Source organism: Bacillus sp. RIT 809 (genome assembly GCF_016892495.1).
Taxonomy (GTDB): Bacteria; Bacillota; Bacilli; order Bacillales; family Bacillaceae_G; genus Bacillus_A; species Bacillus_A cereus_U.
The window spans coordinates 123,424-144,190 of sequence record NZ_JAFEMR010000014.1 but is presented as its reverse complement, the minus strand read 5'-3'; the positions used below and the strand labels follow the sequence as shown (position 1 = coordinate 144,190).

Sequence of the window (20,767 nt, the reverse complement as noted above, 5' to 3'; positions counted from 1 at the left end):
TATATTCACTTGACATATACAGAATGGTCCTGTTGCAAAGTTTTCTAAACTAAACTACACTTTGACTCATCCATACACATAAAGCGACTAACTCCTGTGCTTGATATTTACTCTTTCGCTGGACGAATCCTTTTTCTTTGGCTAGGTGTTCTAGAACATGAGAAGACATATGTCGTTGTAATTCTTCAGCAATCGGTTGAAGTTCATCAAGAATTGAAAGATTCATAAAAAAACGCCATCCTTTCTTATAATTTTACAGAAAGGATAACGCCTTTTTTGCTTTTTGGGTAGTGTAAAACCTTAGCCTGATTGCGATGTGACACTCCCCCTTAGAGGCATATGTTTTATAATCGTAACAAAATTTTAATAATGAAAGAGGAGTGGAGTAAAAAAGATAAATTTGAATGTATGGAAATCTCTAGGCATAATTATTTAAACATTGTGTATTTTTCGACAATCATTAAGGGGGTTGAAATGAAGAAGTTTTTAAGTGAGAAAATTATTGAATTTTTTATTTGTATAGTAGTAATCGTTGTTATTAGTTATCTACCGTTTATCTTTTTGAAAGGAAACACGCTTAGTTTTATTGCTTATTTACAACAACTTTGTTCTCCAGCAGATATTTTATATTTTAATAGAACCTTAATGCGTCCAGTCCCTTTCCTAGAAAATATTTTGGATCCTTATGTTTATTCGATTACTATTCTGGCTGTATCCACTTGTTTGGCTGTTTTATTTGCTACTTGTCTCTCATTTTTTTATTTACTATCATCTTCTAGAATAAAAAAGGGAATTGAACGGTGTTTAATTTTTATTGAATCCATTCCTGATTTGTTATTAATATTTGTACTACAACTGTTTTTCGTATGGGTATTTAAACAAACAGGGTTAAATATAGTTAATATTTATGCAATGAATGGTAAGCAAGTGTATTTTCTACCGATCCTTTGTATGACTATTGTTCCTACGCTTCATCTTTTTCGAATCATTGTTCTGTTCTTATTGGATGAAAAGCATAAACCTTATGTAGAATTTGCTCGTGCAAAGGGGTTAAGTAACAGATATATCTTATTTGTTCATTTATTTCGAAATATAATGTATCACTTACTCAATCATCTGCAATCTATTTTCTTATTTATGATTTCAAGTCTTTTAATGGTAGAGGCAGCTTTCAACATTCACGGATATATGTCATTTTTGGTGAAACCAGGCGCTTTAACTCCTTTAACGATGGTGTGGTGGACACTGCTGTTATTTATTCCATTCTATTTAATATTCATAGCTGTTCATTATCGAGTAAATCGTATTACGGGAGGAATTGCAAATGAGTCATAGCATTATTCGTTCCAGACGTTTTTGGTTCGGGGTTTCCTACTTTATAGGACTTGTAATCATCAGTTATTTATTTACATGGTTTGGAAAAGATTTATATTCCAATACGCAACTGTTATTAAAAAATGAAGATGGGGATGTCATTCAAACTGCACCATTCAATCCGTTAATTATGCCTCCACTTGGTTCAGATAGAAGTGGATATAATTTGTTTTTTCAATTGATCATTGGAGCGAAATTTACTATCTTGTTTGTTTTGGGGATTTGTCTTATTCAAATTCTAATAGGAACATTATTAGGTGGGGCTTTAGCCTATACACCATCTAAGTTGCAAAGTTTTGTTCAAAAAGTATTTAAACCTTATTTCTTCATTCCAACAGTGCTGTGGGGTATTATGTGGATGGCTCCATTAATGTTGGAAAGCCAGCAAACTGGGCTTAGCATGTCTATTATTGGGAAACAATTCTTTATCCTTTGTATCGTAACGTTACCACCGGTTATTATTTATATTAGTCAAGAAATAAATCTGTTCATGAAAAATGAATACATTATAAGTTCAGTTTTGTTAGGGGCTTCAAAATTCTATTTGTTTCGAAGGCATATTTGGCTTTACTTAAAGGAAATACTTGTTATTCTTTTCCTGCAACAGTTTGTTCAATTATTTACTTTATTGATTCATTTAGCATTTTTTGAAATTTTGATTGGCGGAAGGCGAATGTCAAGTGACTTAAAAGTGTTTTCACTTACGAATGAGTGGTCAAGTTTAATTGGATTAAATAAAAATGAATTATTAACGGCACCTTGGCTTGTACTAGCTCCGTTGTTATTTTTTACAATTTCAATATTTGTTCTACACCTTATGATTCAAGGTATAAAAGAACAGTACAATACACGCTTTATTTCTAATGATAAGAAAAAAAGTGGGGAAAGATCATCGTTTGAAGCAAAATACCAAAAGATGAAAGTTGATAAATCTTCGTTTGCTAGAATGAATCTAAACTCTATTTATAGAGAAAAAGATAATTAGGTATGCCGCCACATGTCCATCAAGCTAAGGTCTTGAAGTACCCCCTAAACAAAAAAAAATAATTTTCCCAAAGCTATTTATGTGAAGTCAACTCGTTTTTTTGTTTTGGAGACGTTATAAAATTCTTAAGTTGATGGTCATGTATGGTGAGGCCACATTGATAACCTGATTAACTTCCTTCACATGTCAGTCACTCTCTATTAATGGTTCTGGTGCAAAAATAAAATACAAGAGAATAAAGCACATATATTCCTAACGGAATCGTATCTTATGCTGCAAGTCCAAACAATTGATGGATGAATTCTTTCTGATTTTGGACAGACTGGTCCCGTAAATCAAGCTGCTCTTCTTTAATCATATGCATGGCTTCTACTCCAGAAAGAATGGATGTAGCTGTGTCAAAACATTTGAACCCTAGCATAGAACGGATTCGCTTCTTTATAAAGCGATGATCTTGTTCTACTATGTTATTCAAGTACTTTTGTTGTCTAAGTTGCATACCATCAGGTATGCTTTTTTCTTTTTTCAACTGCTCAATTGCTATAGGATAAGCCGGGTTCTTATCGACTGTTATAACACGTGGCTTTGAAACATGAAAAGACCGCAAAGCTTTCTTGAAAAAGCGCTTTGCAGCCTTCTGGTCTCTTGTTTTGTTTAGGGAAAAATCAATTGTGTTTCCTTTCGAATCAACAGCACGATACAGATACATCCATTGACCTTTTACTTTGATATATGTTTCATCGACTCTCCAAGAGTCATTTGTTTGTTTGAGGTGACGACGGATTCGTTTGTCCAATTCAGGACCATACTGATGAACCCAACGCATAATCGTTGTATGAGAAATGGATAACCCCCGTTCTTCTAGCATTTCCACCAAATCACGAAAACTGAGGTTGTACCGTAGGTACCATCTTACTGTTAACAAAATAATATCAGGCTGATAATGCTTCCATTTGAATACATTTTCCTTTTCCATACCAATCACGCACCCTTTTTAAAGTAATAGTAACAGTATGTCCAAGATTTATAGATTCATTGCAATTGTCCTTAAGTTTTTGCACCAGAACCAAATAAAGAACAGTTTATTAATCTTGTGAAAAGTAAAACTCCGCACATTGAAATGAAGTAAAAGAGTGGCTATGAAGCCACTCTTTTACTTTGGATTTGTCATATAAGGTTGTACGTGAACGACACATAAGTCGCGGAATTTTCCTTCAGCAGTTGTGACAATAACAACTGCTCTTCCTGCACTTTTTCCAGTAATCGTTACCGTATCACCTTTTGGATATATTGTGATGACATCAGAATTCATATTTGTCCAAATAAGCTCTTGGTTCGTCGCTTGCATTGGCAAAACGGAAGCTGATAACTCAGTACTTTGCCCAGTTTTTATTTTTAACTTATTTTTTCCCATATGAACACCGATAACTGAAATAACAGAAGGAGCAATTGAAATTTTGGGTGGATTAGGTTGAATGTTTAAACAAGAAGCAGAAGTATTTGTGATAGGTGAAAATTTTCTTATATGCTTTTGCTGGAAAGCTGCTAACATTGGTGGAGTCCCCTTTCTGTATAGGTGTCGATACTAATAATATAAAGGAAGAATGTTATAGTAAATTTAACGAAACATAAAGAAATTGTTAAATTTGAGAAGAATATTGTCGAAATGCGGTAAAAAGAAAGCTCTGCTGTTATCGTAACAGCAGAGCTTTCTTTTTAGAGATTATGAATATGTTGTTTTTCGAAATCCTCAAATTGCTCTTCAACTTCTTTTGAAGGTTGTGTTAGTAAACTAACGATTATGATTGCTAGTAAACTAATTGTGAAACCAGGAATCATTTCATATAAGAAGTTTGTTAAGAATTTAAATTGAGTCCATATAATAACAGTCGCGGCACCAGAAATCATACCAGCAAGCGCGCCCCATTTCGTCATACGTTTCCAATATAGACTTAATAAAATAGCTGGTCCGAATGAAGAACCAAATCCAGCCCAAGCGTATCCAACAAGAGCCAAAATCGTATCATTTTGTTTAAACGCTAATGCGCACCCAACTAAGGCGATACCAAGAACAGCCATACGACCGACAAATACAAGCTCTTTATCAGAAGCAGAACGTTTAAAGAATGTATGATATAAGTCTTCTGTTACAGCACTTGAAGTAACGAGAAGCTGAGATGAGATTGTACTCATAATTGCAGCTAAAATCGCTGCTAATAAAAATCCAGTAATAAGTGGATGGAATAAAATTTTTCCAAGCTCAAGGAAAATTGTCTCTGGGTTAGATAATGTCAAATCTTGTTGTGAATAGTAGGCAATACCGATAAGACCAGTAAACATAGCTCCAACAACAGAGAAAATCATCCAGCTCATACCAATTCTTCGTGCGCTTTTAAGTTCTTTTACAGAAGAAATTGCCATAAAGCGTACGATAATATGAGGTTGTCCAACATAACCAAGGCCCCATGCGAATAAGGAAACAATTCCTAAAGTGGAGGCACCTTTAAAAATATCTAAACGTGTTGGATCTACAGATCGAATTGTATCAAATGCAGGTCCAAGTCCGTTTGCATTCATAATTGTTACGATAGGAACAAGAATAAGAGCAACTACCATAATGATTCCTTGCACGAAGTCTGTCCAACTTACAGCTAAGAAACCACCAAATAATGTGTAAGCTACAACAACGCCTGCTACAATGAATAATCCAACATGATAGTTCATACCAAATGAATTTTCAAATAATACAGCCCCTGAAACGAGTCCTGAAGCTACATAGAAAGTAAAGAAAATCATAATAACAAGTCCGGATACTAAGCGTAGCATGTGAGATTTGTCGTGGAAGCGGTGTTCCAAAAATTCTGGGATAGTAATAGAATTGTTTGCAATTTCAGAGTAGGTACGTAAGCGAGGAGCGACATAAAGCCAGTTTGCGTATGCGCCTAGTGTTAGGCCGATCGCAATCCAACTACTACTTAATCCAACGCTAAACATTGCACCGGGTAATCCCATTAAAAGCCAACCACTCATATCGGATGCTCCAGCACTTAATGCTGTTACTGCGGGGCCTAGTGTACGCCCGCCAAGCATATAATCTGTTAAGTTGGACGTTCGTTTGTAGGCGAAATAGCCGATTACTAACATCCCGAGCATGTAAATAGAGATAGAAGTTAAAGTTAACATCTGCGTACTCATGTAGTTCCCCTTCCTTTTGTCATGTCTTTTGATGCATTTTGCATATTTATAATCTATCATGATTATTCAGAAAAATCCATGCGCAAATAAGAATTTTCTGAAATTTAAGCGTTTTTTGACATCTATTTACTTTTGGGATATATAACTTTCTGGCAAAAAACCTTAATTTTAATAGAGTATTTATTATTTTTACATAAAAACAGGTTGTTTTGTCAATATAATATCGAACGAAGAAATAATATTTTTTTCGGAAAAAGTATTGACTTATTAGAAATATGAGGAATATAATGAGTGCAACTTAAAAAAATGCAAGCGTTGATGAAGAAGAGTACACATGATGAACATGTCAGAGAGCTGATGGTTGGTGCGAATCAGTATGGGATTGATGTGGAATGGGCTTCGGAGCTTCCAAACCGAAACGAAAGAAGTAGGCTTTGGCGACATGATCTCATCGATACAAGAGACACGTATTATTTTTTGATACGGCAAAGTGCGTTACATTCGTAACGAATTAAGGTGGCACCACGGGAGTACCCGTCCTTTTTATAGGATGAGTACTCCCTTTTTGTGTACAAAAAATTGTTGAACGCACTATAAAAATTAAATAAGTTAAATCGTTTAAGTAAGAAGAGTACGTATACTTGGAGACGTTACAGAGAGCCGGGGGCAGGTGGGAGCCCGGTACGGTGCCATATACGGAATGGGCTTACGAGAGGTATGCTGAACAATTTCTATTCAGTAGGCAACCCGGGTTCCGCCGTTACAAGGATAAGGTATATATTTTGTACCTGAATAAAGCGGGATGCTTTTGCATCCAACCTGAGGTGGTACCACGGTAAATTTATCGTCCTCTACATATTTCGATATGTAGGGGACTTTTTTATTTTTCAGAGTGAGGTGAAAGGCATGATGACGAAAGAAGAATTTATGAAGCAAAAAGAACAAGGAAAAACATTTTTAGTAATCGCTGAAGAAGAAGGAGATAGCATTACGCCAATTTCTTTATATAGACGTATGAAAGGGAAGAAGAAGTTTTTACTAGAAAGCTCACAGCTTCATCAAGATAAAGGACGCTATTCTTGCTTAGGATGTAATCCTTATGGAGAAGTGAAAAGTGTTGGCGTAGAAGTAGAGCGAACGATGTATGGGCAAAAAGAAAAGCTGCAAGGTAACGTACTGCAAGTGTTAGAAGAGGTAATCGCACCATCGCTAGTAGAAAGTCCATTCCCATTTTGCGGAGGAGCAGTTGGTTATATCGGCTATGACGTAATTCGGCAGTATGAAAATATAGGAGTAGACTTACATGATCCATTAAATATTCCAGAAGTACACCTTTTACTGTATCGCGAGTTTATCGTTTACGATCATTTACGCCAAAAACTATCGTTTGTATATGTATGCAAGGAAGATGAATCAGCTTCTTATGAGGAAGTATACGAGAGATTGCAACGATACAAAGAGGAAGTGCTAAACGTAGAAGAAGAGAAGGTGAGTGAAGTAATATCATCTTTAGCATTCACTTCTTCAGTAACGGAAAAAGAATTTTGTGAAATGGTGGAAACAGCGAAAGAATACATTCGGGCCGGAGATATTTTTCAAGTTGTATTATCCCAGCGTTTGCAAAGTGAATGTAAAGGAGATCCATTTGCATTATACAGGAAACTTCGAATTGCAAATCCATCACCATATATGTTCTATATCGATTTTCAAGATTATGTTGTACTGGGCTCTTCGCCAGAAAGTTTACTATCAGTAAGAGATGATAAGGTAATGACAAATCCAATTGCCGGCACGAGACCGAGAGGGAAAACGAAGCAGGAAGATGAGGAAATCGAAAAAGAACTGTTAGGAAATGAGAAAGAGCGGGCGGAGCATATGATGCTTGTGGACCTAGGCCGAAATGATATTGGCAGAGTAAGTGAAATTGGCTCTGTGACAATAGATAAATATATGAAAGTAGAGAAATACTCTCACGTTATGCACATTGTATCTGAAGTTTACGGAACATTGCGAAAACAAATGAGTGGATTTGATGCATTAGCGTATTGTTTACCAGCCGGCACAGTATCAGGCGCTCCGAAAATAAGGGCGATGGAAATTATTAATACGTTAGAGCATGAAAAAAGAAATGTATACGCCGGAGCAGTTGGATATATTTCATTCTCAGGAAATCTTGATATGGCGCTAGCAATTCGAACGATGGTTGTAAAAGATGAGAAAGCGTACGTTCAGGCAGGAGCGGGTATCGTCTACGATTCAGACCCTGTAGCTGAATATGAAGAAACATTAAATAAAGCGAGAGCGCTTTTGGAGGTTATGAAATGATTGTACTGATCGATAATTATGATTCATTCACATATAACTTGTATCAACTATTAGGCGAGTACGAGGAAGAAATTGTTGTAGTAAGAAATGATCAAATAACAATTGAACAATTAGAGGAGATGAAGCCGAAAGGAATTGTGCTATCACCAGGACCTGGAAAACCAGAAGATGCTGGAATTTGTATCGATGTTATTCGTCACTTTTATAAGAACGTTCCCATCTTAGGAATTTGCCTTGGCCATCAAGCAATCATATCCGCATTTGGAGGAGAAATTGTTAGAGCAGAGCGCATTAAACACGGAAAAACATCGCGTGTGAAACATAACGGAACGTCAATCTTTTCGTACGTTACGCAGCCGCTAACAGCGATGCGTTACCATTCACTCGTCGCAGCACAAAATGGTTTGCCGCAGTGTTTTGACATACTCGCGACAGCGATGGATGACGGAGAAATCATGGCAGTTCGTCACAACTATTATCCGCTCTTCGGATTACAGTTTCACCCAGAATCAATTGCAACAGAAGAAGGCGGAAAGTTAATACGTGCCTTTTTAGCAGAAGTGAAAGAGGAGGAGAGAGTATGAACAGTTATCTTCGAAAGTTAGTAGAGGGACAACATTTAACAGAAGAGGAAATGTATGAAGCGGGACTTCTTTTATTAAGTGACAACATATTGGAAAGTGAAGTTGCAGCTTTCTTAGTATTGCTGAAAGCGAAAGGCGAAACAGCAGAAGAAATATACGGTCTCGTTCGTGCTCTTCGCGAAAAGGCATTACCGTTTTCAAATCATATAAAAGGCGCGATGGACAATTGCGGAACGGGTGGTGACGGTGCGCAAACATTCAATATTAGTACAACATCGGCATTTGTACTTGCCGGAGCTGGTGTAAAGGTTGCGAAACATGGAAACCGCGCTGTTTCTAGTAAAACAGGAAGTGCTGATTTATTAGAAGAACTCGGTGTAAACATTAGTTGTACGCCAGGTGAGATTGACTACTTATTAGAAAATGTAGGGATTGCCTTCTTATTTGCACCAGCGATGCATCCAGCATTAAGACGCATTATGAAAATAAGAAAAGAATTAAACGTTCCGACGATCTTTAACTTAATTGGACCGCTGACGAATCCGGTTAATTTAGAAACACAATTTGTCGGTATTTATAAACGAGATATGTTATTGCCGGTAGCGGAAGTATTGCAGAAACTAGGCAGAAAACAAGCGCTCGTCGTAAACGGAAGTGGATTTTTAGATGAAGCATCATTACAAGGAGAAAACTGCGTCGCTATTTTAAAAGACAATGAAATAATTGAAATGAGTATTGCACCAGAAAACTACGGTTTTTCAAGAGTGAAAAATGAGGAAATTAGAGGCGGAAATTCAAAAGAAAATGCAAAAATTACGCTCGGAGTATTGAGCGGAGAAAAAAGTGTATACCGCGATACCGTTTTACTAAATGCAGGGCTTGCTCTTTTCGCAAACGGAAAAGCGGAAACGATTGAAGAAGGAATTAAACTAGCGGCACATAGCATTGACTCCGGAAAAGCATTAGAAAAATTAAACTTATTAATTACAGCAAGCCATGAAAAATTAGAAAGGGTGAATTAAAGTGGGGACGATTTTAGACAAAATTGTAGAGCAGAAGAAAGTAGAAGTTGCGGAGTTATATGAAACATATTCACCAGTGAAAGAAAAAAGGAAAACACACTCACTTGTAAAAGCTTTAGAGCAGTTTACTGTAATCGCCGAGGTAAAGCGAGCGTCTCCATCAAAAGGCGATATAAACTTACACGTTGATGTACCAAAACAAGTAAAAACATATGAAGAATGCGGCGCTGGAGCGGTTTCTGTTTTAACAGACGGTCAATTTTTTAAAGGATCGTTTCACGACTTACAAACGGCAAGAGCAGAAAGTAACATTCCTCTTTTATGTAAAGATTTTATAATTGATAAGATTCAAATTGATAGAGCTTATGAAGCTGGTGCAGATCTTATTTTATTAATCGTTGCAGCATTGTCAAAAGAGAAATTAAAAGAGCTTTATAACTACGTACTAGAAATGGGATTAGAAGCGATTGTTGAAGTTCATGATGAAAAGGAATTAGAAATTGCAACCCGATTAAATCCGCACGTTATCGGAATTAATAACCGTAATTTAAAAACGTTTGAAGTAGATTTAAGCCAAACTGAAAAACTCGGAAAACGACTGAATGAGGAAAATCTGCTTTGGATTAGTGAAAGTGGTATTCATTCAAAAGAAGATATCATCAGAGTCAAACGAGCTGGTGCCAAAGGCGTATTAGTCGGAGAAGCGCTTATGACATCATCTTCTATCAGTACCTTTTTTGAAGACTGTAAGGTGGGCATATGAAAGTGAAGATTTGCGGCATCACTGATATGGAAACAGCGAAAAGAGCTTGCGAATACGGCGCAGATGCAATCGGATTCGTTTTTGCAGAAAGTAAACGCCAAATCACTCCAGGGCAAGCGAAAGAAATTATTGGGGAAATTCCAGCCCACGTTTTCAAGGTCGGTGTTTTCGTAAATGAATCGGTAGAAGTGATCCAGAAAATTGCAGAGGAGTGCGGGTTAACGCATGTGCAATTGCATGGGGATGAAGACAATCATCAAATTAGAAGATTGAATATTCCGTCTATAAAAGTAGTAGGAGTAGCTTTAGAGAAAGATATTGAATGTGCGAAAAAATACGATACAGATTATCTGTTATTTGATAGCCCGAAAGAAAAGTTCCACGGAGGAAACGGAAAGACATTCTCATGGGAGTTACTCGCACATATGCCAAACGAGTTGCGAGAGAAAACGATATTAGCTGGCGGATTAAACATCCTTAATATAGAAGAAGCAATTCGAACCGTTCAGCCATATATGATCGATGTGAGCAGCGGAGTAGAGACAGAAGGAAAGAAAGATCTAAAGAAAATAAAACAATTTATTAAAAAAGCGAAGGAGTGTTCAAAATGAACTACGCATATCCAGATGAAAAAGGTCATTACGGTATATACGGAGGACGATACGTTCCAGAAACGTTAATGCAATCCGTACTAGAACTAGAAGAAGCGTATAAAGAAGCGATGCAAGATGAAGCGTTTCAAAAGGAATTAAATCATTATTTACAAACGTACGTTGGAAGAGAAACACCGCTTTATTTCGCTGAAAATATGACGAAGTATTGCGGCGGAGCAAAGATTTATTTAAAGCGTGAAGATTTGAACCATACGGGAGCTCATAAAATTAACAATACAATCGGTCAGGCACTTCTTGCGGTAAGAATGGGTAAGAAAAAAGTTGTCGCTGAAACAGGAGCAGGACAACACGGAGTTGCAACAGCTACTGTATGTGCACTTCTCGGTTTAGAATGCGTCATCTTCATGGGAGAAGAAGATGTGAGACGACAAAAATTAAACGTGTTCCGAATGGAATTACTCGGAGCGAAAGTAGAAAGCGTAGCGGCAGGTAGCGGCACGTTAAAAGATGCGGTGAACGAGGCGCTTCGTTACTGGGTTTCACATGTACACGATACGCACTACATTATGGGATCAGTTCTCGGACCACATCCATTTCCGCAAATTGTTCGTGATTTCCAAAGTGTAATTGGGAAAGAAACGAAAAAGCAATACGAAGCGTTAGAAGGAAAATTACCAGAAGCAGTCGTTGCTTGTATTGGTGGTGGTAGTAATGCAATGGGAATGTTTTATCCGTTCGTACACGATGAAGAAGTTGCCCTTTACGGCGTAGAAGCAGCTGGAAAAGGTGTTCATACAGAAAAGCACGCAGCTACTTTAACGAAAGGAAGCGTCGGTGTTTTACACGGATCGATGATGTATCTTCTGCAAAATGAAGAAGGACAAATTCAAGAAGCGCATTCTATTTCGGCAGGACTGGATTACCCAGGTGTTGGACCAGAACATAGTTTACTAAAAGATATTGGACGCGTTTCTTATCATTCAATCACAGATGACGAAGCGTTAGACGCGTTTCAATTATTAACGAAAAAAGAAGGGATTATCCCGGCGTTAGAAAGCTCACATGCTGTCGCATACGCTTTAAAATTAGCGCCGAAAATGAAGAAAGACGAAGGTCTTGTCATTTGCTTATCTGGCCGCGGTGATAAAGATGTAGAGAGTATAAAACGTTATATGGGAGAGGTGTAAAAAATGGGAGTAGAAAAAATTAAAGAAGCGTTTGAAAATGGCAAGAAAGCATTTATTCCGTACGTAATGGGCGGAGATGGTGGACTTGAAAAGTTAAAAGAAAGAATCCGTTTTCTAGATGAAGCAGGAGCAAGCATCGTTGAAATCGGTATTCCGTTTTCAGATCCAGTCGCAGACGGTCCAACTATTCAAAGAGCAGGAAAACGTGCGCTAGATAGCGGTGTAACATTAAAAGGGATTTTTCATGCATTAGCAGAAGTGAGGCAAGAAGTTCAAATTCCATTTGTACTCATGACATATTTAAATCCAGTACTAGCATTCGGAAAAGAACGTTTCATCGAGAGCTGTCTTGAAGCAGGTGTGGATGGCATTATCGTTCCAGACTTACCGTATGAAGAACAACATATTATTGCGCCGCTCCTTCGCGTGGCGAAAATAGCTTTAATTCCACTCGTAACTGTAACAAGCCCAATTGAACGAATCAAGAAAATTACGAGTGAATCACAAGGATTCGTCTACGCCGTTACAGTAGCGGGCGTAACGGGAGTACGTCAAAACTTTAAGGACGAGATTCATAGTTACTTGGAAAAAGTAAAATCACACGTTCACTTACCAGTTGTTGCAGGATTCGGTATTTCAACACGAGAGCAAATAGAAGAAATGATTACAATATGTGACGGTGTTGTCGTTGGAAGTAAAGTCATTGAGCTTTTAGAAAATGAAATGCACGAAGAAATATGTGAGTTAATACATGCAGTAAAAGAAACAGAAGAGGCATAAGTCTCTTCTGTTTCTTTTATGTGAAAAGTGTTAAAATATACAGAAAACACTTATAAATTAGAGGTGAGAAGGCATGCTAAGACGGAAACTATTATATCTTCTTTTAACCGTACCACTATACGCTTGGCTAATTAGCATGACGAAAATAGAATTACTAGCTCTGTTTCTAGGGTACTTATTCATCTTCTCTAACCTAAATCGGATTCAAGAGCAATCTATTTTCGAAGTATGTATATTTTCGGTTAGTATAGAACTATTTAGTATCGTTTCGATTGTATTATTAAATGAATTATTCCAATGGATCCATTCATTTGAATTAATAAAACTTGGGAATATTGTATTGCAAGTAATATGTGCTTATATTGTGTTTGTTGTACTAGAAAAAATGATTGGACAGCAGACGGTTTTTCAGGATAAAAGAAAATGGGATTGATTCAAAAAAAGAGCTGTTATAAAATTAATTGGAAATTACAATATCTGTTATATAATAGTTAAAAATTGCATTTTTTACGAAAAGAGATGATAGCATGGCCATATTGTTGGCACTTATCCCGATTATGATGATTTTTATTTGTTTGTTTTTGTTTAAACAAACGTCATTAAGAGCTTCATTAATCTCTTATGCCGTTTCTGTCGGAATCGTTTTACTCTCGCCAACGTTTCAATTAGGGATAAGTGAAACTGTACACGCAACGATTAAAGGGTGGTTAATTTGTTTTATTGTTGGATACGTTTTGTTTTTCGGTATTTTTTTATTTCACCTCATGAACAAAATGGGATACATCGATCAAGTAGCGAGATTTCTAGAACAAGTCACGCGCGATCGATTATTACAAATGCTTCTTATGTGTTTTGGAATTTGTCCACTTATTGAATCAGTAAGTGGGTTCGGAATTGGTTTTATGGTCGCAGCACCTATTTTTCTTTCATTAGGCTATAAACCATTTCAAGCTGTACTGCTCTCATTTATCGGCTTACTAGCTAGTTCATGGGGTGCAATGGCAACAGGTACGATTATCGGTTCTCAGCTTATCAACATGCCACTCACAACTCTTGGTACAAATACAGCATTATTAAGCATTCCAATTTTTGCGTACTTCATCATCCTTTCCTTATACGTTGTCGGTGGCTTTCAGGCAGTTATAGAAAAGTGGAAGGAAGGGATAGGATTCTTTCTATTATTTTCTCTCGGAATCTATCTTTCTAACGCATACGTAAGTGTTGAACTAGCAGGAATATTAAGTTCTATCGTTACAATTTCATTTGGCTTTTTAATCATTAAATTAAAAGGAAAAGGTGAGCAAAACCTTTTAACAGAACATGCGGCGGCTACGGAGAGAGAAGTATCCATTATAAAAATTATTAGCCCTTATATTTTTTTAACGGTTTGTATTTTACTTTCTCGCCTCGTTCCAGCATTACATGATCTGCTCAGGTCATATGCAGTTCTCGATTTAAAATCATATTCTTACAAACTAGAGCTACTATATTCGCCAGGGTTTTGGCTCGCCATGACTTGTTTATTTACAATCATTTTCTTCCGCATTCCATCTAATATTATTAAACAATCACTCTCGCAAACGATAAAACAATGGATTCCATTCGCAATTACAACGACAATGTTTATTGCGATTTCAGAGCTAATGGGGGCATCTGGTATGCATTCATTGCTCGCAAAGACAGCTGGTGAAACATTTGGCACCTTTTTCGTTTTCGTTGCTCCATTCATTGGCGGAATTGGCGGCTTTTTAACAGGTAGTAATGCAGGATCAAATGCGATGTTTATTAAACTCCAAATGCAAACAGCACAAAACGTAGCGCTTCCGTGGCAATACGTCACAACACTTCAAAACACCGCATCATCAGTAGCGACAATTGCTTGCCCATCACGGATTACACTTGGTGCTTATTTATGTAATATTCCGTATCGTGAAAACGAACTATTAAAGAAGACGACGTTAATGATTTTTGGTGCGGTGTTGCTTGTAGTAGTGGAAGTTTTCTTTTGGTATATATTGAGAAATTAAAAATCCTCCTAACATAGGAGGATTTTCTTTATGACTGGATAATGTTTTAAATATGAAAAGCTTCTACTAAATGAATAGGAGATGAAAGGTATGCCCTTAAAAAACTACGGTGTATTAAAAGGTACAGTTATACAATCTAAGATTGGAAAAGGCAAAACACCTCATTATCAAGTTCATTTACAAGGTGAAGCAGGAGTAGATTATCGCATTGCAATTAACGTGAAATCGCAAAGTTATCCGTCAGAAGTTTTATATTTTGCGAGCGACGATATTCGATCAGAGGCGATTCATATTTTACCGACGTTACCGTTTGGTTTTACAGAAGTGAAAAATAACGAACCGAAAGTTGCTTTAGATTATGTAAGAGGTAATTTATTTGATTCGAAGCAAATGATTCCTTTACCTGCTGAAAAAGCAGGAGTGGATAATGATTTAAATGAAAAAATAGAACGTTATATAAAGCGAGCAATAGAAGAAAAGGCGATTATTTATGCGTTTGGTGAAAGGTGGGGACCAGAAGAAGAGGTTCCGGATTCGTATTTCCACTTTACACCTGGAAATGGTATACATGATATTCATATGAACCAAGGGAATGTAGAGAAATGGCAAGGTGATGATGGCAAATGGCAAGACGGTGGTTTGCTCATTCATTTTGAGAAGAAGGAAGAGTGGATTGGTATTTTTCTTGCCTTTCAGTCACAGTCATGGTGTACGGATGAAGAAGGGCATGCTCGTGTGCCGGTTGAGCATTGTGATTATAAGAGAAATAACTAATAAGAAGAGGGCGTTCACAATGAACGCCCTCCTCTTATTTTATAAAACACAAAACTCACAAGTGTAGAAATACAAGAGAAAAGAAGCGCCACACTAGAAAACGCGATGAGATACATATTATACTTCATCATTTTTCCGATGAGTTGGTTACTGTCGTACTGAAAAAGTCCTGCAATTATATTGAATAAAAATAACATGATAAACATGACGATGACGCCGTCTATTGATCCTTTAATGTCTGGTTTACTTAAAGCGATATGTGCGGAAATACAAATAGCTATAAATAAAAATAACCAAAAAGAAGGGGTTAATAAATTGCTCATTGTAAACAAGCTCTTTAATAAAAAGAATGTTGATAAAAACATGTTTTGGATCATGTCTAAGTTAATAGAAGTCGATGCAATCGTTGTTTCAAGAGTCGTATTAAATAAAGAATATGACTCTGGTACGAAATAGCGCATTAAAAGGATTAAGGCAGTAATACCAGAAATAATAGGACCGATGCCGATAAAGAAATTCCCGATTCGTTGATATATGCTTTTTTGATTGTATTGATGTTGTACGTAACCTAAAGCTCCCTGACTTGTATCTGTCGGGAAGAACTGCGTTGCTACAATTTTATGACGAAATAATAGACACATAATTGCATGTCCAAGTTCATGAATAGGGACACCGATCCATGCAGTCAAAAGAAAGCCTGTCCTTCCGAAAGCTCTCGACCAATACGTTCGTGTGAGAGATTCTAAATAACCTAATATAAATCCAATTACAATGATGACACCAATTAAAGAAAATAATTGGATCACGCTTGTAAGGAGTGTTTGAAAAATCGAGTTTACAAATTCCATTGTCTTCATCCAATCTGTTAAAAATGTTAGTTGCTCTGTTTCATAATAACATTATTTTTCTATATTACTAGCACGCATAGTTTCGTTTAAAAGAAGGATTTCATATTCTTTTTCTTGTAGTCATGTTTTATGTACAAAGTCATATATTGAATTTGTAACACCCTATAAGGTATATGCTTAAGGAGGGATGAGAGAATGAAATGTACGGCGTGTCAAACAGAAAATGCAGCGGAAGCAAAGTTTTGCGGGAATTGTGGACATTCGTTATCGGAAGAAGTAGTAGTAAGTGGTGTGCAGGAAGAAGGGCAACTATCGAGCGCGGCACAAGTAAAGGAAACTCGCCCAAATGAAACGGTAGAGCAAGCGAAACAATTTGCAAGTGGCTATTTTCAGTTCTTCAAAAATGCTTTTAAATCACCAACGACCATTATGAAAAGTGGAAATATTGAAGTGCGAAATGGAATTGTAAGTCTTGTGCTTATTTGCTTTTTAGGAGCATGTATTTTTTATAGAATGATGAGCACAGCGGCGACTGTTACGAGGACATTAGTGCCAGATGTATCTACTCCTACTTTCTTTGGAGAATCTGTAATGGTCTTTTTCTTTTTATTAATTTTAACTTTATTTGTCGGATTTATTATTTTTGTAAGTGGTAAGATGATGAAATCATCTTTTTCTTTTCTTGAAGCATGCGGCATATGGGGGACGATAGCGACGCCAGCTATTGCTATACTAGTTCTTTCTTTTCTTTTTAGTTTCTTATTAATCTTTTTCTTACCAATATTACTATGGATAGCTACAACGTATATGGTAATTAGTATAATTGTAGCTATATTAAAACTAGATAACGGTGGATTAGATCCTGTGTACACACTTCTTATCGCAAATGTTTTAATTGGAATTGCAACGTTTATTGTGTTTTGGTCTTACATTAACACGATAATTCAAACCTTTACACAGGGATTAACTGGCTTCTAACGAAAAGGTGGTTGAACGGATGAATGTATGCACAAAGTGTGGGATTCATTTTGAAGACGGTGTGCAATTTTGTCAAAACTGCGGGACGAAGAGGGGGAATCCTGTAGTAAAGAAGCAAAAAATGAGCAAAGGGACAATAATTGGAATTACACTTTTAACATTTTTTATTATAGTATTGGGCGGATTATATGCGTATGGATCTTCATATTACTCACAATCATCGCAAGTAGAGAGAATTATTACTGTTTTACAAGAGAGGGACGGAGAGAAGTTAGCTGAGATTGTCACGACAGATGATCCAGCCGTTATTGTAACGAGAGAGAGTGTAACGCCTCTATTTTCATATATAAAAGAAAATCCATCTTACGTGAATGAATTGAAAGAATATTTGAGGCAAGGTGAAAAACAAGGGGATGGAATAGAAAGAGCAGATTTTTCTTTAACGAAAGACGGGAAGTATTTCGTTTTATTTGATCGGTATAAATTGAAAGCGAAGACGTATTATACGACTCTGCTTACAAATGAAAAAGGTACATCTTTAAAATTGAACGGAAAAGAAATTGATAAAACAAATGATAAAAAGTTTGACAAGCAATATGGACCGTTTCTTCCAGGAACTCAAGTATTTCAAGCAGAATATAAAAATGACTATGTAAAACTATTACGTGAGGAAAAGGTTGTACTTATGAAACAAAGTCAAAATAATGTAACGATAGATTTAACACTGCAAGGGCAATATATTACAGTTCAAACGAATGCGCCTGGTGCGACATTATACGTGAATCAAAAGCCAGTTACAGCGTTGACCGGAGAAGAAATTAGGTGGGGACCGATAGCGACTGATGGAAGTGCGGCGATTTATTTAGAACGAAATGGAGAAAGTGGAAGGGAAACGACGAAAGTAGAAACGGTAACAGCACTTTCGGCTTATAATCTTCCGTTTCAAAAGAAAAGTGTAGAAAAAACAGTTGTTTACAATGTTACTCCGCCGCCTGCGACGGGGTATGTATATAATGGTTTCATCTTCCCTGATAGTGATATTCGAAAATTAACGAGTGCGGACTTAACATATTTATCGAAAGAACAGTTGAAAATTGCTAGAAATGAAATATACGCAAGACATGGACATATTTTTCAAACGAAAGATATGCAAGCGTACTTTTCAAAACAGTCTTGGTATAGAGAGAATCCGTATTTTACGGGAACGTTAACGAGTGTGGAATCTTATAATGTTGAACTGATTAAATCAAGAGAATAGAGTACGTGAAAAAGGTACAGTGTATATTACTGTACCTTTTTTATGGTTTTTTATCTGAACCAGGATCCCTTGAGAAAAAGATGTGGAAGAGGAATGTGACTTTACTTGCCTTTCCGGATGTACTAGCCTGTACAGCGGATAACGAACTGGGTGATAAAGCCACTTCAGAATGGGGTGGTACGACTGTTTTGAGAGTATGATCTGCCTCTCCTGATGTAGTAACTGTTATTGTATCTGAAGATAAGTTAATCACTTTAATAGTACCACTTGGAAATATGGACTTACCAGCATGTGATGCTGAAGCGAAGCGAGTGCCTTTCCAAATATCTTGAGCGTAAGTATCATTGTCAGACAACCAAGCACGAGCGCTGTATATTGTTGCGTTAATGGAAAATTCTTGGTCAAGTGGCGTGGCGGCTTTCGGTTCTTGCGGTTCCTCTGGAGTTTGGGCGAGAAGGCCAGGGCACATGTATATTTCACCTACTTTCAATTGCTTCTGTTATAGCATATTACACATGTTGTTTATAAGACACGACGGATACCTATTCAAGCATAGGTTTGTGCACCAAATTTGTAGATGAAATGCACATTCTTTACAATAGAAGTAGGTGTTATTTCTATAAAATATGGAAATCGTAAAGAGTATGTAAAAAAGAAGGAGTGGTAAAGTGAACTATGTCATTATTGGCGGAGATGCAGCAGGTATGAGTGCAGCAATGCAAATTGTTAGAAACGATGAAATTGCAAATGTTGTAACGTTAGAAAAAGGTGAAATCTATTCATACGCTCAGTGCGGATTACCGTATGTGATTAGTGGTGTTATCGCCTCTACTGAAAAGTTAATTGCACGCGATGTAAAAACGTTTCGTGATAAATATGGAATTGATGCGAAAGTGCGTCATGAAGTAACGAAAGTAGACACAGAAAAGAAAATTGTATATGCAGTACATACGAAGACGAAAGATGTATTTGAATTTTCATATGACCGTTTATTAATTGCGACTGGCGTACGCCCTGTTATGCCGGATTGGGAAGGTAAAGATTTACAAGGTGTTCATCTTTTAAAAACAATTCCGGATGCTGAGCGTATAGTAGACACATTACAAACAAATAGCGTTGAGCACGTAACGATTATTGGCGGTGGTGCGATTGGTCTAGAGATGGCAGAAACATTCGTCGAACTTGGTAAGAAAGTAAGAATGATTGAGCGAAACGATCATATTGGCACAATTTATGATGCTGATATGGCGGAATATATACATAAAGAAGCAGACAAACATAATATTGAAATTTTAACAAATGAGAATGTAAAAGCGTTTAAAGGAAAAGAAAGAGTCGAACAAATTGAAACAGATAAAGGTACGTATAAAACAGATCTCGTTTTAGTATCTGTCGGTGTACAGTCAAATACTGATTTTCTTGAAGGGACAAATATACGTAAAAATCCTAAAGGTGCAATTGAAGTAAATGCTTATATGCAAACGAATGTACAAGACGTATATGCAGCAGGGGATTGTGCAACGCATTACCATGTAATAAAGGAAATGCATGACCATATCCCGCTTGGAACGACTGCGAATAAACAAGGGCGACTTGCCGGACTCAATATGGTTGATAAACGAAGAGCATTCAAAGGTACGTTAGGTACAGGCATTATTAAATTTATGAATCTGACGCTCGCAAGAACAGGCTTAAATGAAAAAGAAGCGAAAGGGCTAAACATCCCGTATAAGACGGTCAAAGTAGATTCAACAAATATGGCGGGCTATTATCCAAGTGCTTCGCCACTTCACTTGAAATTACTATATCACGCCGATACGAAACAATTATTAGGCGGACAAGTAATTGGAGAAGAAGGTGTAGATAAACGTATTGATGTTATCGCAATGGCACTTTTCAATAAAATGAGCATTCACGATTTAGAAGATGTTGATTTAAGTTACGCACCACCATATAACAGCGTTTGGGATCCAATTCAACAAGCAGCAAGGCGAGCGGAATAGCACTTTTTAAGTGCTATTTTTTTCGTTAAAGGGGAATAAATAAAGTTTCA

General features: G+C 36.8%; 20 protein-coding genes, 1 pseudogene and 2 other annotated features. Of the genes and pseudogenes, 15 read left to right on the top strand and 6 right to left on the bottom strand.

The features are described 5' to 3' along the window. Positions 1-55 precede the first annotated feature (55 nt). Positions 56-226 (bottom strand): annotated as a pseudogene (locus JTF23_RS16650) (IS4 family transposase); the annotation flags it as partial. A 248-nt stretch (positions 227-474) separates the two neighbouring features. On the opposite strand from JTF23_RS16650, the gene JTF23_RS16645 reads away from it, so the two are divergent. Continuing rightward, on the top strand, positions 475-1,335 hold the full coding sequence (locus JTF23_RS16645; RefSeq protein WP_204209206.1) for an ABC transporter permease subunit: 861 nt from the start codon (positions 475-477) through the stop codon (positions 1,333-1,335). Beyond that, positions 1,325-2,359: a hypothetical protein gene (locus JTF23_RS16640; protein ID WP_204209205.1), complete on the top strand. Its 1,035-nt coding sequence runs from the start codon at positions 1,325-1,327 to the stop codon at positions 2,357-2,359. Before JTF23_RS16645 ends, JTF23_RS16640 begins: the two co-directional genes overlap by 11 nt. Before the next feature lie 268 nt (positions 2,360-2,627). Here the strand turns inward: JTF23_RS16640 and JTF23_RS16635 are convergent, their stop codons facing one another. From JTF23_RS16635 to putP, 3 genes are all read right to left on the bottom strand, one after another. Further along, positions 2,628-3,335 (bottom strand): IS6 family transposase, encoded by a 708-nt coding sequence (locus JTF23_RS16635; protein WP_204209204.1) that lies wholly within the window; start codon positions 3,333-3,335, stop codon positions 2,628-2,630. 177 nt (positions 3,336-3,512) lie between these two features. Beyond that, positions 3,513-3,911 carry an Ig-like domain-containing protein gene (locus JTF23_RS16630; RefSeq protein ID WP_002202749.1) on the bottom strand — a complete coding sequence of 133 codons (399 nt, stop codon included), beginning with the start codon at positions 3,909-3,911 and terminating at the stop codon, positions 3,513-3,515. A 164-nt stretch (positions 3,912-4,075) separates the two neighbouring features. Next, entirely contained in the window at positions 4,076-5,554 is a 1,479-nt protein-coding gene (gene putP / locus JTF23_RS16625; protein WP_088098807.1) for a sodium/proline symporter PutP, read from the bottom strand. Positions 5,555-5,860: 306 nt separating this feature from the next. Beyond that, positions 5,861-6,099 (top strand) — a binding site (T-box leader). A 63-nt stretch (positions 6,100-6,162) separates the two neighbouring features. Beyond that, positions 6,163-6,409 (top strand) — a binding site (T-box leader). A gap of 51 nt (positions 6,410-6,460) precedes the next feature. Here putP and trpE point away from each other — a divergent pair. From trpE to JTF23_RS16575, 10 genes are all read left to right on the top strand, one after another. Next, entirely contained in the window at positions 6,461-7,879 is a 1,419-nt protein-coding gene (trpE, locus tag JTF23_RS16620; RefSeq protein WP_204209203.1) for an anthranilate synthase component I, read from the top strand. Then, positions 7,876-8,463: an aminodeoxychorismate/anthranilate synthase component II gene (locus JTF23_RS16615; RefSeq protein WP_002158848.1), complete on the top strand. Its 588-nt coding sequence runs from the start codon at positions 7,876-7,878 to the stop codon at positions 8,461-8,463. The genes trpE and JTF23_RS16615 overlap by 4 nt, the downstream gene beginning before the upstream one ends. Next, the gene (gene trpD / locus JTF23_RS16610; RefSeq protein ID WP_016104197.1) at positions 8,460-9,485 is read left to right on the top strand and encodes an anthranilate phosphoribosyltransferase; all 1,026 of its coding nucleotides are present in this window, start codon (positions 8,460-8,462) and stop codon (positions 9,483-9,485) included. The genes JTF23_RS16615 and trpD overlap by 4 nt, the downstream gene beginning before the upstream one ends. Before the next feature lies 1 nt (position 9,486). After that, on the top strand, positions 9,487-10,248 hold the full coding sequence (gene trpC / locus JTF23_RS16605; RefSeq protein WP_078180037.1) for an indole-3-glycerol phosphate synthase TrpC: 762 nt from the start codon (positions 9,487-9,489) through the stop codon (positions 10,246-10,248). After that, a complete protein-coding gene (locus JTF23_RS16600) occupies positions 10,245-10,859 on the top strand; it encodes a phosphoribosylanthranilate isomerase (protein WP_204209202.1) in 615 nt (204 codons plus the stop codon). The genes trpC and JTF23_RS16600 overlap by 4 nt, the downstream gene beginning before the upstream one ends. After that, entirely contained in the window at positions 10,856-12,049 is a 1,194-nt protein-coding gene (trpB, locus tag JTF23_RS16595) for a tryptophan synthase subunit beta (protein ID WP_002158844.1), read from the top strand. Before JTF23_RS16600 ends, trpB begins: the two co-directional genes overlap by 4 nt. Positions 12,050-12,052: 3 nt before the next feature. Continuing rightward, the gene (gene trpA, locus JTF23_RS16590; protein ID WP_204209201.1) at positions 12,053-12,829 is read left to right on the top strand and encodes a tryptophan synthase subunit alpha; all 777 of its coding nucleotides are present in this window, start codon (positions 12,053-12,055) and stop codon (positions 12,827-12,829) included. A 73-nt stretch (positions 12,830-12,902) separates the two neighbouring features. Beyond that, entirely contained in the window at positions 12,903-13,262 is a 360-nt protein-coding gene (locus tag JTF23_RS16585) for a DUF4029 domain-containing protein (RefSeq protein WP_070128124.1), read from the top strand. 94 nt (positions 13,263-13,356) lie between these two features. Further along, on the top strand, positions 13,357-14,856 hold the full coding sequence (locus JTF23_RS16580) for an L-lactate permease (protein ID WP_204209200.1): 1,500 nt from the start codon (positions 13,357-13,359) through the stop codon (positions 14,854-14,856). A gap of 90 nt (positions 14,857-14,946) precedes the next feature. Further along, on the top strand, positions 14,947-15,630 hold the full coding sequence (locus JTF23_RS16575; RefSeq protein WP_204209199.1) for a DUF2278 family protein: 684 nt from the start codon (positions 14,947-14,949) through the stop codon (positions 15,628-15,630). 14 nt (positions 15,631-15,644) lie between these two features. Here the strand turns inward: JTF23_RS16575 and JTF23_RS16570 are convergent, their stop codons facing one another. After that, positions 15,645-16,478, bottom strand: a complete 834-nt coding sequence (locus JTF23_RS16570; RefSeq protein WP_204209198.1) for a hypothetical protein — start codon at positions 16,476-16,478, stop codon at positions 15,645-15,647. 195 nt (positions 16,479-16,673) lie between these two features. Here JTF23_RS16570 and JTF23_RS16565 point away from each other — a divergent pair, with 195 nt between their 5' ends. Together JTF23_RS16565 and JTF23_RS16560 are read left to right on the top strand one after the other, a co-directional pair. After that, positions 16,674-17,456: a zinc ribbon domain-containing protein gene (locus JTF23_RS16565; protein WP_204209197.1), complete on the top strand. Its 783-nt coding sequence runs from the start codon at positions 16,674-16,676 to the stop codon at positions 17,454-17,456. 19 nt (positions 17,457-17,475) lie between these two features. After that, the gene (locus tag JTF23_RS16560) at positions 17,476-18,714 is read left to right on the top strand and encodes a TcaA 3rd/4th domain-containing protein (RefSeq protein WP_204209196.1); all 1,239 of its coding nucleotides are present in this window, start codon (positions 17,476-17,478) and stop codon (positions 18,712-18,714) included. A gap of 40 nt (positions 18,715-18,754) precedes the next feature. Here the strand turns inward: JTF23_RS16560 and JTF23_RS16555 are convergent, their stop codons facing one another. Further along, positions 18,755-19,183 (bottom strand): hypothetical protein, encoded by a 429-nt coding sequence (locus JTF23_RS16555; protein WP_002202734.1) that lies wholly within the window; start codon positions 19,181-19,183, stop codon positions 18,755-18,757. Positions 19,184-19,382: 199 nt separating this feature from the next. Between JTF23_RS16555 and JTF23_RS16550 the strand changes: the two genes are divergently transcribed. Further along, complete coding sequence (locus tag JTF23_RS16550) at positions 19,383-20,717, top strand: FAD-dependent oxidoreductase (RefSeq protein WP_204209195.1); 1,335 nt, start codon at positions 19,383-19,385, stop codon at positions 20,715-20,717. Positions 20,718-20,767 lie beyond the last annotated feature (50 nt).

What these genes read in the sequence shown, in the direction of transcription:
- JTF23_RS16645 (WP_204209206.1), top strand. Translation starts at nt 475, where the DNA reads ATGAAGAAGTTTTTAAGTGAGAAAATTATTGAATTTTTTATTTGTATA.
- JTF23_RS16640 (WP_204209205.1), top strand. Translation starts at nt 1,325, where the DNA reads ATGAGTCATAGCATTATTCGTTCCAGACGTTTTTGGTTCGGGGTTTCC.
- JTF23_RS16635 (WP_204209204.1), bottom strand. Translation starts at nt 3,335, where the DNA reads ATGGAAAAGGAAAATGTATTCAAATGGAAGCATTATCAGCCTGATATT.
- JTF23_RS16630 (WP_002202749.1), bottom strand. Translation starts at nt 3,911, where the DNA reads ATGTTAGCAGCTTTCCAGCAAAAGCATATAAGAAAATTTTCACCTATC.
- putP (WP_088098807.1), bottom strand. Translation starts at nt 5,554, where the DNA reads ATGAGTACGCAGATGTTAACTTTAACTTCTATCTCTATTTACATGCTC.
- trpE (WP_204209203.1), top strand. Translation starts at nt 6,461, where the DNA reads ATGATGACGAAAGAAGAATTTATGAAGCAAAAAGAACAAGGAAAAACA.
- JTF23_RS16615 (WP_002158848.1), top strand. Translation starts at nt 7,876, where the DNA reads ATGATTGTACTGATCGATAATTATGATTCATTCACATATAACTTGTAT.
- trpD (WP_016104197.1), top strand. Translation starts at nt 8,460, where the DNA reads ATGAACAGTTATCTTCGAAAGTTAGTAGAGGGACAACATTTAACAGAA.
- JTF23_RS16600 (WP_204209202.1), top strand. Translation starts at nt 10,245, where the DNA reads ATGAAAGTGAAGATTTGCGGCATCACTGATATGGAAACAGCGAAAAGA.
- trpB (WP_002158844.1), top strand. Translation starts at nt 10,856, where the DNA reads ATGAACTACGCATATCCAGATGAAAAAGGTCATTACGGTATATACGGA.
- trpA (WP_204209201.1), top strand. Translation starts at nt 12,053, where the DNA reads ATGGGAGTAGAAAAAATTAAAGAAGCGTTTGAAAATGGCAAGAAAGCA.
- JTF23_RS16585 (WP_070128124.1), top strand. Translation starts at nt 12,903, where the DNA reads ATGCTAAGACGGAAACTATTATATCTTCTTTTAACCGTACCACTATAC.
- JTF23_RS16580 (WP_204209200.1), top strand. Translation starts at nt 13,357, where the DNA reads ATGGCCATATTGTTGGCACTTATCCCGATTATGATGATTTTTATTTGT.
- JTF23_RS16575 (WP_204209199.1), top strand. Translation starts at nt 14,947, where the DNA reads ATGCCCTTAAAAAACTACGGTGTATTAAAAGGTACAGTTATACAATCT.
- JTF23_RS16570 (WP_204209198.1), bottom strand. Translation starts at nt 16,478, where the DNA reads ATGGAATTTGTAAACTCGATTTTTCAAACACTCCTTACAAGCGTGATC.
- JTF23_RS16565 (WP_204209197.1), top strand. Translation starts at nt 16,674, where the DNA reads ATGAAATGTACGGCGTGTCAAACAGAAAATGCAGCGGAAGCAAAGTTT.
- JTF23_RS16560 (WP_204209196.1), top strand. Translation starts at nt 17,476, where the DNA reads ATGAATGTATGCACAAAGTGTGGGATTCATTTTGAAGACGGTGTGCAA.
- JTF23_RS16555 (WP_002202734.1), bottom strand. Translation starts at nt 19,183, where the DNA reads ATGTGCCCTGGCCTTCTCGCCCAAACTCCAGAGGAACCGCAAGAACCG.